This window comes from Dietzia sp. NCCP-2495, assembly GCF_026011735.1.
GTDB lineage: Bacteria > Actinomycetota > Actinomycetes > Mycobacteriales > Mycobacteriaceae > Dietzia.
Map to the genome: position 1 here is coordinate 1 of NZ_BRVN01000014.1, position 13,557 is coordinate 13,557.

The following is a 13,557-nucleotide window of genomic DNA, read 5'->3' on the forward strand; positions in this document are numbered from 1 at the left end:
TATCCCGCGCCGCCGGAGTTCCGCCTCGGCCCGCGCCAAGCCTCCGTGCTCGAGCGCGGCGAGTCGGCTCCGGTCCGACCACACGAGTCGCCCGTGCCGCCCCACCTCGACCTCGAGTTCCCCGGTGAGATGCTCGATCGCGCCGGCGACGTTCCTCCCCTGCGAGGGCAGCGGAACCGGCAACACGTGCGCACGGTCGAGGGGCGACCGACCGGTCACCCTCACCTGCCACCCGTAGCCTCGACCGGACAGCCGCCATTCGTCGTCGCCGACTTCGGCGCGCACCGGCGAGATCACGGGATTGCCCAGCCTGATCACCCGACCCCCGGGCAACCGCACGACCAGCGCGGTCACCTCGGTGCGCAGCGGCCCGGAATGGATCTGTCCGCCGGCGAACGCGACGCAGGTGTCGGGCTCGGAGAAGGCCTGGGCCTGGCCCCACCACCACGCCTCGGGGAACCCCTCCGCTCCCCAGTTCTTCTCGCCGTACACCTCGGCGCCCTCGAGCTCCCAGCGTCGGCCGTCGAGCTCGGCCCACCCGTGCGCGCGTCCGCCGAGGAGCCAGGGGTGCCAGTACTGGTTGAGCCGCGGGACCGCCTGGAAGATGCTGGATCCACCGACCGCGCGATGCGTCCACGGACTGTCCGGCCAGGGCACCGTGTCGGTGATGTCCACGTGGAGACGAGCCCCCTCCCCCAGGTCGACGCGGATCCCGTCGTGGCGGTAGTCGAACTGGTCCCCGGAGCGGGCGCCGACGTGGTGCGGGTGTGACCAGCCGTGCGGCGCGGCGGCCAGTCGGAGGGAGGAGTAGGTCGACGACGACGACACGGTCTGCCCGTCACCCACCCGGCGGGATCGGTCGTCCCCGCTCCGGGTGGTCACTTCGTCAGAGGCCAGTCCGAGCGTCGCCCATTGACCCGCCGGCCCACGATTCACGCCGATGAGGGCGATCACCACCCGCCCGTGCTCGGAGTCGGTGATCCGAAGGAAGTATCCCTCCATGGCCACGCCGTGCGCGCGGAGCGGATCGCCGAAGGGCAGGTCTGCCCCAGTAGCCCGGTACATGCGGTGGACGCTCACGCTGCAAGCGTGTCACATCCCGCCTACGGTGAACACCGTGAATGCTCCTGCCGGATCACCGCCGCCCCTCGACCTGCGACCGCCGGGCAACCGGGTGGATCCACGCTGCAGGCAATGGTGGACGGTGCAGGTCGGTGTGGTCGTGATCGCCGGGCTCGTCGGACTTCCGGTCCTGCCACTGTTCTTCGGTCCGTGGCTGGTCCTGGCTCCGGTCGCGTGGGTGGTGGTGGGCGTGATCGCTCTGGTCGTGGTGCCGCGGGTGCGCTGGTCGATCCACCGGTGGGAGGAGACGGACACCGCCATCTACAGCCGTAGTGGGTTGTTCTGGGAGGAGTGGCGGGCCGCTCCCCTGTCGCGGGTCCAGACCGTGGACAAGTCGCGCGGCCCCCTGGAGCGCCTGTTCGGCCTGGCGACAGTGGTGGTCACCACGGCCTCGTCGAAGGGGGCGGTCCGCATCCGGTCACTCGACGCAGGTCTGGCCGAGGAGATCGCGCAGCGCCTCACTGTGACCGCCGAGGGCGAGCAGCGGGACGCGACATGACCGGGCCCGAGCAGCCGGACCCCGACCACCCCGACCACCAACACGCAGAACGCAGGCACCCGGACCGCCACAGCCCGGACCACTACAGCCGAGACCGCCACCACCTGGACCGCCGCACGGTCACCGCGAGCACGATCGTCGCGGCCGGAGCCCTGGTCGCCGCGGCCGTGCCCACGGCGATCGGCATGGTTCTGGGCGGGCTGGGCGCCGGGTGGATCGCGCTGTGGTGCGTCGGCGGGATCGTGCTGGGCACGGTGTCGACGGCGGTCGCCGAGGCCGTCCGCCTGGCCGTCACCACGTTCCGGCTCGACTCCCATCGCGTCGAACGCCGGGTGCGGTTCCTGGCCAGCACCACCACGTCCATCGCCACGCCGCGCGTGCGCAATGTGGAGATCTCGGCAAACGTGGTCCAGCGCCGGCTGGGCATCGCGACGGTCAAGCTCTCGAGCGGCGAGACGGACGGCTCGCGACTCACCCTGGCGTCACTGGACCTGCAGGCCGCCGAGGACCTGCGCCGCCGACTGCTCGCGGAGCGCGCGTCCACCGATTCCACCGAGATCGCGCGCCTCGATCCGGGCTGGGTCCGCTACACGCCAGTGTCGTTCATGACCCCGGTGTTCGGCGCGATCGGGGTGGGCCTGGTGTTCCAGGTCGCCAGTTGGTTCAACGCGGTGCCGGCCCTGGTGCGCGAGGTCTGGGAGCGCGTGGACCACGTCCCGATCCCGCTCCTCGTGGTGGCTGCCGTACTGATCATCGGAGTGCTGGGCACCGTCGCCACTGTCGCGGTGTTCGTCGAGAGCTGGTGGTCGATGCGCCTGGACCTCCACCGCGACGGCTCGCTAGAGATGCGTCGCGGCCTTCTGGTCGGCCGCCACACGACCCTCGATGGCAGCCGGATCCGCGGCGTGACCCTGCACGAGCCGCCGGGCCTGCGCGGGATCGGCGCCGCTCGTCTGGACGTGCTGGCGATCGGCGTGGGGCTCGGCAAGGACGAGAACGGCCAGACCAAGCCGAGCCCCGCCCTGGTGCCGGCCTCGCCGCGCGAGGTGTCGGTGGGGGTCGCGGAGTCGGTGCTCGGCGTGGAGCTCCCCGCGTCCGGGGCGCTGCGGGGTCACCCGGTTGCAGCCCGACGACGACGACACCTCCGCGCCGTCCTCGCCACCGTCGCGCTCACGGCGATTGCACTCGTGCCGGCACTGGTGTGGCCGTGGCTGTGGTGGGTGCCGGTCACCGTGCTGGTCGTGTCCGGGGTCGTGTCGTGGTGGATCGCCGTCGACAACCACCGCGGGCTCGGCCATACGGTCACCGACACGGTGGTGGCACTGCGGAAGGGATCGGTCCTGCGTCGGACGGATGTGCTGCTCCGCGACGGGATCCTGGGCTGGAACATCCGCCGGACGCCGTTCCAGCGTCGCGCCGGCCTGGCCACGCTGGTCGCCACCTCGGCCGGCGGCGGCGGGGCGTTTCGCCTGCCGGACCTCGGCGCCGATCAGGCGTCAGTCGTGTGGGGCACCGCAGGCGACGTGTGGGGCACCGCAGGCGACGTGTGGGCCCACCTCAGTCGAGGTCGGTCGGCCTGACATCGGTGGCGGGGTCGAGCTTGCGGAGAAGGCTCGGGGCGAGGTCGTCGGTGTCGAACTCGGCCAAAAGGCGGCGAGCCTCGTCGTCGTCGACCCCCGCAAGGACCCGCCCGATGGTCACACCATGGGTGGGGACGGTGACCACCCGGATCTCGTCAGCCTGTTCGACCAGGCCGGCGGTGAGGACCCGGGCGTAGGCGCCGGGGCGGCCGCCCTCGGTGAAGCGGCGGACCCACTTCGCCTTGCCGGTGCGGTGGGCGAAGGTCTGGCACGGGACGCGCGGGGTGGTGATCTGCAGGCGCAGCCCGCCGGTTCCCACCTCGAGCTCGGTACCGATCTGCAGCCGCGAGGTGTCGACGCCGGTCAGGCGGAGGTTCTCGCCGAAGAACCCGATCGGGATCGGGCCGCCGAACTCTCCGGACCACTGCTCGACATCGGAGTCCGACAGCATGTAGACGGCTTTCCACTGACCGCCGTGGTGCTTGCGGTCGGCCTGGATATCGCCGTGGAGACCGAGCTCGCGGACCCGGACGGGACCGTCGACGGGACGCTTGTCGATGGCCGAGACCCCCACGCGCCCGGGGACGGTGATGAGCTGGGAGACCACGCACACGGCGCGGATGCCGAACGTGTCGCCGGGAGCGATAGTCGGGGTCACTTGCCGAACCGCCGATTGCGATTGCCGTAGTCACGCATCGCGCGGAGGAAGTCGATGCGGCGGAACGCGGGCCAGTAGGCCTCGGTGAACCAGATCTCCGAGTAGGCGCTCTGCCACAGCAGAAAGCCCGACAGTCGCTGCTCGCCGGAGGTGCGGATCACCAGGTCGGGATCCGGCTGCCCCGAGGTGTAGAGGTGCTCGCCGATCGCCTCGACGGTCATGCCCTCGACGAGCTCCCGGCCGGTCTTGCCCTCGTCGATGAGTTGGGCGACGAGTTCGCGGGCGGCGTCGGCGATCTCGTGCCGACCGCCGTAGCCGATCGCCACATTGACCTTGCACCCCGGCCGTCCGGCACTGGCCTTCTCCGCCGCGCGCAGCCGTGTGGCGATGGGCTCCGGCAGCATGTCGGGCTTGCCGACGATCCGCACCTCCCAGTTGCGGTCCGGGCCCGTGATCTCGTCCACCACGTCGGCGATCACCCCGAGCAGTTCCTCGAGCTCCGTGGCGTCACGGCTGAGGTTCTCGGTGCTGAGCAGGTAGATGGTGGCCACGTCGACCCCGAGCTCGTCGCACCAGCCGAGCAGCTCCGAGATCTTGGTGGCGCCGGCGCGGTACCCGTGCGTGACGTCGGTGAACCCGGCCTCGCGGGCCCAACGACGGTTGCCGTCCGCCATCACGGCGATGTGGCGGGGCAGCCTCGAGGCGTCCAGTGAGGCGCGCAACCTGGATTCGTAGAACGAGTACAGGGGCGAGAAGGCGGTCACGCGGCAAGATTACCGCGCCACGCCCCCGTTACTGCGAGGCGCCGCCGACACAGGACACCGGCCGGGGTCACGCGGTCCTGGCGCGGCGAACCGCCTCCGCGAGAGCGCGCAGGCTCTGCTCGGTGGTGTCCCAGCCGATGCAGGCGTCGGTGACGGACTGGCCGTAGACGAGCTCGGCCGCCTCGACGGACTGGGCGCCGGCCTCGATGAAGCTCTCGACCATGAGGCCGGAGATCCCCTTCTCCCCCGCACCGATCCGCTCACCCAGTTCCGCGATGACCTCGGCCTGACGCTCGTGGGACTTGCCAGAGTTGGCGTGGCTCGCGTCGATCATCACCTGACCCGGCAGCCCGACCTTGTCCACTGCGGTGACCGCGGAGCTGACGGACTCGGTGTCGAAATTGGGACCGGCCGTCCCACCGCGCAGGATCACGTGGCAGTCGGTGTTGCCCGCGGTCTCCACCACGGAGGCGCGTCCGTCGGCGTCGGTCCCGAAGAACACATGGCGCGCCGCCGCCGAGCGGCAGCCGTCCACGGCGACCTGGACGTTGCCGTCGGTACCGTTTTTGAAGCCGACCGGCATGGACAGTCCCGACACCAACTGGCGGTGGACCTGACTCTCGGTCGTGCGCGCGCCGATCGCGCCCCAGGACACGGCGTCGGCGATGTACTGCGGGCTGGTGGGCTCGAGGAACTCGGTGCCGACGGGCAGCCCCAGGTCCAACACGTCGAGCAGTAGGGACCGGGCCGTGCGCAGGCCCCGCGGGATGTCGTAGCTGCCGTCCAGTGCGGGATCGTTGATGAGGCCCTTCCAGCCGACGGTGGTGCGCGGCTTCTCGAAGTACACGCGCATGACGATCAGCAGGTCCTCGGCGAGCTCTGCGTTGAGCGTCGCCAGGCGCCCGGCGTAGTCGAGCGCGGCCTCGGTATCGTGGACCGAGCAGGGGCCCACCACCACGAGCAGGCGGTCGTCCCTGCCCGCCAGCACGTCGGCGACTTCGCGCCGGCTGCGCTCCACAAGCGCTCCGCGGGCCTCACCCAGGGGCTGCTCGTCGAGGATCTCGGTGGGGGTCGGCAGCGGCGAGTACTTCAGGACCCGACGGTCGGCGGTCTGGGTGGGATTCTCGGCGGTGATGGTCACGGCAGTGCACTCCTGGATTCTCAACGGGTGGCGGGCCGGGTGCCGTGATGTTCTGGTGCCCTCGAATGACACCCGGGCCGCCTGTCTGAAATGGCGGGAGGCGGCGACCATCTGGTCACCGCCTCTGGGCTCCGGGTGTCGGCGCCTCTGTCAGAAGACGCGTGCGCTCGCGGCGCGGGCTCCACCCGGAGCCCACATAAAGCGCCAATATGCGCGAGCGTTCGACATGAGGGCCACTGTAGCAGAACCGAGTCGCCGCCGGAGTGACGAGGAATACCGGCCGATCCTACTTTGTTTGACGTGTCATCAAGTTATGGTGGGTACAACCCAGGACCGGTGACGCACCACCGTTAGGAGCGTCGCCAGACAAACGAGAGGTCACATCATGCAGTTCGGAATCTTCACCATCGCGGACATCACGCCGGACCCGGTCACCGGCGCTATCCCCACCGAGCATGAGCGTCTGGAGGCGATGGTCGAGTACGCCGTGCAGGCCGAGCAGGTCGGCCTGGACGTGTTCGCGATCGGCGAGCACCACAATCCCCCCTTCGTCACGTCCTCCCCCACCACCACGCTCGGCTACGTCGCCGGCAAGACCTCCGAGATCATCCTCTCCACCGCCACCACGCTGATCACCACCAACGACCCGGTGAAGATCGCCGAGGATTACGCCATGCTCCAGCACCTGTCCGGCGGGCGGGTCGACCTGACGATGGGACGCGGCAACACCGGACCGGTGTACCCGTGGTTCGGACAGGACATCCGCCAGGGTCTCCCACTGGCGATCGAGAACTACGAGCTCCTCCACCGCCTGTGGCACGAGGACGTCGTAGACTGGGAGGGCAAGTTCCGCACCCCGCTCCAGCAGTTCACCTCCACCCCGCGACCGCTCGACGGTGTCGCGCCGTTCGTGTGGCACGGCTCGATCCGCTCCCCACAGATCGCCGAGCAGGCCGCCTTCTACGGTGACGGCTTCTTCCACAACAACATCTTCTGGCCGATCAGCCACACCAAGCAGATGGTCGAGCTGTACCGCAGGCGCTACGAGCACTACGGCCACGGCTCCGCCGACGAGGCGATCGTCGGGCTCGGCGGACAGTTCTTCGCCCGGGCCAACAGCCAGGACGCCGTCAACGAGTTCCGCCCCTACTTCGACAACGCCCCGGTCTACGGCCACGGCCCGTCGCTGGAGGACTTCTCGGCCCAGACCCCGCTGACGGTGGGCTCGCCGCAGCAGATCATCGACCGCTACATGACGATGCGCGAGCACGTGGGCGACTACCAGCGCCAGCTGTTCCTCATCGACCACGCCGGACTGCCCCGCAAGACGGTGCTCGAGCAGATCGAGATCCTGGGCACCGAGATCGTGCCCGTGCTGCGCCGCGAGCTCGACGCCCTGCGCCCGGCCCACGTGCCGGACGCCCCCACCCACGCCGCCCGGGTCGCCGCCCGCGACGCCGCGCTGGCCGCCGCGGACGAGCCGGCCTACGACGACGCCTACCGCTTCGGCACCGGCGACAACTGGACGGGCCTCACCGTCGAGGGCGGCCAGCGCGCGCAGGAGCAGTCGCTGGCCCGCGACCGCCGCAACCAGGCCCGCCTCGCCGACTCGCCCGCCGGAAAGGAGTCCAAGTGAACGCCCCCGACGCCACCGCCACCGGCGATCGACCGCTGAACCTCGTCGTCGTCGCCGCCGGAACCTCCGTCCCCTCCTCCACCCGGATGCTCGCCGACCAGCTCACGGCGGCCACCCGTGACGCGCTGGCGCGGCACGGACGCCACGTCACCGTGACGGTCCTCGAGGTGCGGGAACTGGCGCACGAGATCGTCGACGCCACGTTGACGCGGTTCCCCGGCGACAAGCTCAAGGCCGCGCTCGACGAGATCGGGCGCGCCGACGGGGTGATCGCGGTGACGCCGACCTACAACCAGTCCTACTCAGGCCTGTTCAAGGCGCTGTTCGACGTGATCGAGCCGGGCACGCTGACCGGCGTCCCGGTGGCGCTCGGCGCGACCGGCGGCACCGCGCGGCACTCGCTGGCGATCGACTACGCACTGCGGCCGATGTTCGCGTACTTCAAGGCCGACGTCGTGCCCACCACGGTGTTCGCGGCGAGCGAGGACTTCGGCGCCGTCACCACCGCCGCCGACGAGAACTCGCTGGCCTCCCGCGCGGGGCGCGTCGGCACCGAACTGGCCGACTACATGTTGCGCTTCGCCGGGGTGACGGCCGGCGCCGTGGCACCCACGCGCGCCGACGCGGGTCGGGGACGAAGGACCGACGACGACGAGTTCGGCGACTTCGTGCCCATGGGAGATCTGTTGGGCCGCTGATCAGGTCAGCCGAGGCCGGGCTGCATCGCCGCGCGCGCGAGGATCGGATCGCCGGGACCGATGTCGAAGGTGCACTCGTCCGGGCGCGGATCGGGTACGAACGCCCACAACATCGCGCCCGCGGCGCCGACGGCCCGGTACCCATCCAGACGCGCGGCCAACCGGTCGGCCCGCCCGTCGAGCGGGTTGCAGCTGCCCGCGCGTAGCCCGACCTCGGCCACCAGGACCGGAGCGTCGACCTCGTCGAGGCGCTGCTGCAGCCAAGCGGCGTCGTCGTAGTCGTGGTACTGCAGTACGTCGACGTAGGGAGATTTCGCGAGCAGCCCGTAACCGTCACCGGTGATGCCGCACTGGTCGCCGCCGATCACGCCGGCGGTGATGAGCCGACCCGGATCCTGTCCACGGATCACCCGGCCCACCTCGTCGGTCCACTCGCGGAGGACCCGCTCGGAATCCGCGGGACAGGTACGTGCGGCGAGCGAGCAGTCGTCGCCGCTACAGATCGACGGCTCGGGCTCCCCCACCGGCTCCCAGGCCGCGATAACCGGGGATCCGGACCAGCGCCCCACGGCTGCGGCAACCCAGTCGCGGTGGCTCAGTGGCAGCGCGCCCGGCCGAGTCCACCCGCCGAGGTACCAGTCCCGTTGTTTGAACACCTCGTCGTCACACGCCCCGTCCTGGCCGGCGAGCACGGGCAGGATCATCTGGTCGTGGCGCTCGGCGGCGGCCACGACCCGGTCGATGGTGGTGAAGTCCAACTCACCCGTGTGTTTGTTGACCGCCAGGCTCTGGAAGGCGTTGAAGCGGGTCAGGGACCGGTCCGGCAGCGCAGAGAAGTAAGCGTCCAGGTCGACCTCAGCACCACATCCTGCGTTGATAACCCAGTCGGTGGCCAGCTGGTAGGCGTTGAGCCCGGTCGGCCACCACGGGCGCCCGTCCAGGAACAGGCCCGACCCCACAGCCGTCGCGCGGGGGGCCACCCGGGGCTCGTCCCACGGCGGCTGCGGCGGCGCGCACGACGCCCACGACAACACCGCCGCCAGAGCGGCGAGCAACCCCACCGTCCCGGCGCGGCGGGCGGCCGGCCACACGGCGGTACGCCTCACGAACCGACCACCCGCCACAGGCGCCAGGTGGGCCTGTCGTGTCCGGAGTTGACAACCTCCGCCTCCAGCGACGTGAAGCCGGAGCCGTTCTCGTAGATCGTCGGGTAGCGCAGGTTGAGCGCGTCGGCGGCGCCGCGCCCCTCATTGGGGACGGTGAGCAGATACTCGATGCCGTGGGCGGCCGGATCGTTGAGGGCGGTGACGAAGTCCCGGTCCGAGGGGATGACGTACGTCTGCGGGTGGCTTGTGGAAGCGATGATCGGGAACCCCTGCATGGTGTCCATGATGACCGATCCGTCTTCCAGGCCCAGCGAATCGAGATACTCGGCGATGCGACGCTCGGTGTCGAACGAGGCGATGATCGCCTCCTGTTCGCGGCGGAGCTCGGGGTCCGGGTATCCGAGCCGGGGCAGGATCGCGGCGTGGAGGGCGTGCTGTTCCTGGGAGAGCTCCGGCGAGAGCATCGCCGCGGCGGAGACGGGGAGACCGGCGACGACGGCGAGGACCGCGATGGCCGACACCGGGGTCGTCCACCGGGAGGGGTCGTCCGCGCGGTCGACGGGTCGAGGGCCGGGCCGCCGGGCCCGCATCCGGCCGTGTCGGGGCGCGAGGAATACCGCGCACAGCACGAGCAGAGGCACCGCGATGATGTAGAACCGCAGGAACGGGAACGTCAGTCCCCGCAGGTAGGCGAGGGTGGCGAACGCCAGGACGGCCAGCGGGAGCAGCAGGGCGAGCGGCTCCGGGTCGCGTCGGCGCGCGGCGAGGGTCACGCAGACCACTCCCACCAGGGCCAGGGCCGGCGCCATCACGATGATCTCGGCCGCGGAGAACGCGATCGCTTCGAGTCCGCCCGCCGAGCCACCGCCGGATTGCTCGAGAATCGCCGCGTTGCCGTAGCGGGAGGAGAACTGGGCCAGCGCGCTGCCGGTGATGAGCCAGCTGGTGGCCGACCACACCACGAACGCCAGCACGGTGGGCGCCGCCACGAGGAGGCCGTCGAGGACCGCCACCGCACCGCGCCGGCTGCGGTACCACGCGACGGCGGCCACGAGCAACGTGGCCGTGCCCGTGGCGGCGAGGGCGTCGTAGCGGGTCAGGTAGGCCAGGCCGAGCGCGAGGCCCGCGACGATGAGGTCGTGCACGTCATCGGTGGTCGTCCACCGGACCAGTCGGCGTACCGCCCACACCACGAAGAACACGAACAGCGCCTCGCTCATGCCGTTCGCCCCGTAGTAGATGATCATCGGGTGCAGGGCGAAACCAGCCGTGAGCAGCCACGTCATCCAGGCGGAGCAGCGGCGCTCACGGGCGATGGCGTGAACCTGGACCACCGCCCCCGCCATTGCCGGCGCGCTCACGGCGATCGAGGTGAGACCCCAGCGGGTGAGCTGCGGGAACCACTCGGACAGCCACACCAGCGGGAGCTGAGCCAGCGCGGTGAGCGGTGTGAAGATGAACCCGATCGCGGCCAGGTGCGGGTCGCGGGAGAGCAGCGCGGCCCGGGTGTCCGCGACACGGCTCAGCGCGTCGCCCTGCAGGTAGCCCACGCCCAGCGCGAGGTACAGGCCGACGGCGAGATAGCCCGCGGCGGCGAGCAGGAACAGCGGCGTGGCACGCGGGATGTGCGGGGAACGCGATCTCATGACGCCAACCCGTGGACGGTCTTCTCCCAGTAGGAGGGGTTGGCGAACAGTTGGTAGGTGCCCTTGATAGCAGCGACCGACATGAGCAGCCAGTACAGCGGCACGGTAAGACAGGCCCACCACAGTCGCGAGTTCCCGGTCTCCCGCACGGCGACGAGGTTTGAGTACAGGATCGTGGCGTTGCCCAGCACCAGGCAGATCAGCGCAGGGAAATAGACGTACGCCGGGAACACCTGGGCGACGAGGGCGGGCTGGCCGAGGATCCACGACAGGGTCACCAGCCAGAACACCATGTTCAGGCAGGCGATCACCGGCGTGCCGGCGAGCAACGTGGTGAACCGGAACATGCCCACCGTGCCGAGGGTCCGCCACAGCGCGACCGGCTGACGCATGTGCACCAGCCACGTCTGCAGATACCCCTTGTACCAGCGGGAACGCTGCCGTATCCAGTTGATGGGGTCGGGGTTGGCCTCCTCGAGGGTGGTGGAGTCGAGCACCGCCGTGCGATAGCCGCGGGCGGCGATCCGCACGCCCAGGTCGGCGTCCTCGGTGACGTTGTGCGGATCCCACGCCCCGATCTCCGAGAGAACGTCGGCGCGGATGTGGTTGGAGGTGCCGCCGAGCGGGATCGGTGAGTCCGACCGCATCAGGCCGGGCAGCAGGAAGTTGAACCACAGTGCGTAGTCGGCGGTGAACCAGGCGGCGAGCATGTTCTGCGAACCGTTGTGGAAGGCCAGCTTGGCCTGCACGCAGGCCACGTCGTCGTCGAGATCGGCCAGTGCCGCCACGACCCGGCGCAGCTGGAGCGGGTCGGGCCGGTCCTCGGCGTCGAAGATCGTGATGATCTCGCCCGTCGCGTAGTGCAGCGCGTAGTTGCACGCCTTCGGCTTGGTCCGCGGTTGGGCGGGCGGGATCCGCAGAATCGTGCACACCTCGCCCAGACCAGCAGCCTCGGCGGCGTCGATCGTCACCTCGTCGTCGGCCTCGAGCAGGAGGAGCACCTCGAGCTTGTCGGCCGGGTAGTCGATCGCGTCCATCGCGCCGATGAGGTCGCCGATCACCTCCGGCTCGTTGTAGGCCGGCACGAGCACCGTGTAGCGGGGAAGCTCCGAGTCCGGCACCGCGCGGGCCCGGTCATCCGGGATCGTCATGATCGCGTCCCGCGCCAGCCCCCGGGAGAGCAGGAGGACCCGGTCGGCGAGTGTGACGAGGTAGGCGACCGTGCACAGCGCGGTGAGGATGATGAGCGTGGCGTCGGTCGCCGCCACCAGCGCGACGACCATGCTGACGACGGCCACGACGCCCACCCACTTCTGCCAGCGAACGAACGGCACCGCCGCCGAGGCCAGCGGATCGCGCTCCCGGAGCCCGTGTACGGAATCGTGCAGCGCCGCGTCGCTCCGGGCCTGCTCATCCGGAGTCGGGGCCGGGATCACTGCGTCTGCCACTGTGCCTCCACCAAGTCGGTGCCGAGTTCGGTGAGCATCGCGAGATCCTTGTCCTGGGGGCCGCTGGCGGTGACCGACGCCGACCCGCGCAGCAACAGGGACAGCATCCGCCCGAACGTCGAACCGGCCACGTGGACGGTCTCGGGGAACTCCGCGTCGTACTCGTGGTCGTCCACGGTGAGGACCGAGACCCGTTGGACGTGGTCGGACGAGCGTGTCCAGATGAACGTCAGCAGGCTCCAGGTGAGGAGCCGCTCGTCGTCGACCACCGTGCGGTACCGGCCGGTAATCCCGTGGCCCAGGTCGACGGGCTCAGGCTCCCCGACGCGCGCGTTGGTCAGATCGTAGGTCATCTCCAGCGGGTAGAGGTCGAGCAGTCCGGGATCGGACACGGTGAGGGTCTGCACCACCGCCTGTCGGGGCCGCATCAGCGTGTCCCAGTCGGCGCGCGGGGAGTCGGCGCGCAGTAGCTGGCGGTAGAGGGTCGCGGACGGTCCGAACATACGCGGCGCCCACGGGATGTCCTGCACCGACCGTTCGGTCCACCCGGCGGGGACGTTCTGCCCGGGCCCGGCGGGGCCGGACGGCCCGTGGCCCAGTCGGGTCTGCGCGCCGCCCGGCAGTGGGGCGAGCCACAGCACCACGCCGACCACGAGCAGCAGCGGGACACTTCGCCAGGCCTGGCGGGCGGTGACCGCGGGCCCGGCCCACTGCACGCGGGCGGACGGTCGACCCCGCCGGACGCCACGGACGATGACCACCACCGGGCCGGCGAACACGACTGCGGCCACCACCGCGGCCTCCGCCCACGGCCCACCACCGAGGAAGTACATGACCAGACGCATCGCACCCGGAGAGGCCACCGCCAGAACGAGCCACGCCGCCCAGAAGCGGCCCGTGCGGCGGAGTCCAAAGGCGAAGACGCAGCAGCCCAGCAGATACGCCCACGCCGCCATCACGTCGATGTGCAGCAGCACGTACGCACCGGCGTAACGCGGAACGAGCAGCCACTGACCCATCAGGGCGATGAGGAGGACGACCGTGCCGACTATCGCATCGCTCTGGCGGTCGTGTATCGGCAGCTCGGGTCGGCGACGCCAGGCGAGCGCGCTCACGGTGAGCAGCCCGCCGAGTAGTGGGGCGAACACGAGCGCGCTACCCGCCCCCACTGCGGTCTCGTCCGCGATCCGCCCCCAGGTGGGCCAGAAAGCGAGAACCACCATTGCCAGGATCAGTACGCCCCGCGCGGTGGATTCGAT

General features: G+C 70.5%; 12 protein-coding genes. 4 read left to right on the top strand and 8 right to left on the bottom strand.

Going from position 1 to position 13,557, the window contains the following annotated elements; genetic code table 11:
* The coding region (locus OPF83_RS12110; RefSeq protein ID WP_375546263.1) for a tocopherol cyclase family protein at positions 1-1,065 on the bottom strand (1,065 nt) is incomplete at its 3' end.
* A 52-nt stretch (positions 1,066-1,117) separates the two neighbouring features.
* On the opposite strand from OPF83_RS12110, the gene OPF83_RS12115 reads away from it, so the two are divergent.
* Together OPF83_RS12115 and OPF83_RS12120 are read left to right on the top strand one after the other, a co-directional pair.
* On the top strand, positions 1,118-1,621 hold the full coding sequence (locus OPF83_RS12115) for a PH domain-containing protein (RefSeq protein WP_264887719.1): 504 nt from the start codon (positions 1,118-1,120) through the stop codon (positions 1,619-1,621).
* Positions 1,618-3,201: a PH domain-containing protein gene (locus tag OPF83_RS12120; RefSeq protein ID WP_264887720.1), complete on the top strand. Its 1,584-nt coding sequence runs from the start codon at positions 1,618-1,620 to the stop codon at positions 3,199-3,201. Before OPF83_RS12115 ends, OPF83_RS12120 begins: the two co-directional genes overlap by 4 nt.
* Here OPF83_RS12120 and OPF83_RS12125 read toward each other — a convergent pair.
* From OPF83_RS12125 to OPF83_RS12135, 3 genes are all read right to left on the bottom strand, one after another.
* Positions 3,179-3,859 carry an MOSC domain-containing protein gene (locus OPF83_RS12125; RefSeq protein ID WP_264887721.1) on the bottom strand — a complete coding sequence of 227 codons (681 nt, stop codon included), beginning with the start codon at positions 3,857-3,859 and terminating at the stop codon, positions 3,179-3,181. The genes OPF83_RS12120 and OPF83_RS12125 overlap by 23 nt on opposite strands.
* The gene (locus OPF83_RS12130) at positions 3,856-4,623 is read right to left on the bottom strand and encodes an isoprenyl transferase (protein WP_264887722.1); all 768 of its coding nucleotides are present in this window, start codon (positions 4,621-4,623) and stop codon (positions 3,856-3,858) included. Before OPF83_RS12130 ends, OPF83_RS12125 begins: the two co-directional genes overlap by 4 nt.
* Before the next feature lie 67 nt (positions 4,624-4,690).
* Complete coding sequence (locus OPF83_RS12135; protein ID WP_264887723.1) at positions 4,691-5,764, bottom strand: 3-deoxy-7-phosphoheptulonate synthase; 1,074 nt, start codon at positions 5,762-5,764, stop codon at positions 4,691-4,693.
* 385 nt (positions 5,765-6,149) lie between these two features.
* Between OPF83_RS12135 and OPF83_RS12140 the strand changes: the two genes are divergently transcribed.
* Both OPF83_RS12140 and OPF83_RS12145 read left to right on the top strand, forming a co-directional pair.
* Positions 6,150-7,400: an LLM class flavin-dependent oxidoreductase gene (locus OPF83_RS12140; RefSeq protein ID WP_264887724.1), complete on the top strand. Its 1,251-nt coding sequence runs from the start codon at positions 6,150-6,152 to the stop codon at positions 7,398-7,400.
* Positions 7,397-8,098 (top strand): CE1759 family FMN reductase, encoded by a 702-nt coding sequence (locus OPF83_RS12145; protein WP_264887725.1) that lies wholly within the window; start codon positions 7,397-7,399, stop codon positions 8,096-8,098. Before OPF83_RS12140 ends, OPF83_RS12145 begins: the two co-directional genes overlap by 4 nt.
* Before the next feature lie 5 nt (positions 8,099-8,103).
* Here the strand turns inward: OPF83_RS12145 and OPF83_RS12150 are convergent, their stop codons facing one another.
* From OPF83_RS12150 to OPF83_RS12165, 4 genes are read right to left on the bottom strand one after another with little or no spacing between them, the layout of a single operon-like run.
* Positions 8,104-9,204, bottom strand: coding sequence for a beta-mannosidase (locus tag OPF83_RS12150; RefSeq protein WP_309297782.1), 1,101 nt, complete (start codon positions 9,202-9,204; stop codon positions 8,104-8,106).
* Positions 9,201-10,850, bottom strand: coding sequence for a glycosyltransferase family 39 protein (locus tag OPF83_RS12155; RefSeq protein ID WP_264887726.1), 1,650 nt, complete (start codon positions 10,848-10,850; stop codon positions 9,201-9,203). The genes OPF83_RS12150 and OPF83_RS12155 overlap by 4 nt, the downstream gene beginning before the upstream one ends.
* Positions 10,847-12,298 (bottom strand): glycosyltransferase, encoded by a 1,452-nt coding sequence (locus tag OPF83_RS12160; protein WP_264887727.1) that lies wholly within the window; start codon positions 12,296-12,298, stop codon positions 10,847-10,849. Before OPF83_RS12160 ends, OPF83_RS12155 begins: the two co-directional genes overlap by 4 nt.
* Positions 12,283-13,521, bottom strand: a complete 1,239-nt coding sequence (locus OPF83_RS12165; protein ID WP_264887728.1) for an exosortase/archaeosortase family protein — start codon at positions 13,519-13,521, stop codon at positions 12,283-12,285. Before OPF83_RS12165 ends, OPF83_RS12160 begins: the two co-directional genes overlap by 16 nt.
* Between the last annotated feature and the right edge of the window lie 36 nt (positions 13,522-13,557).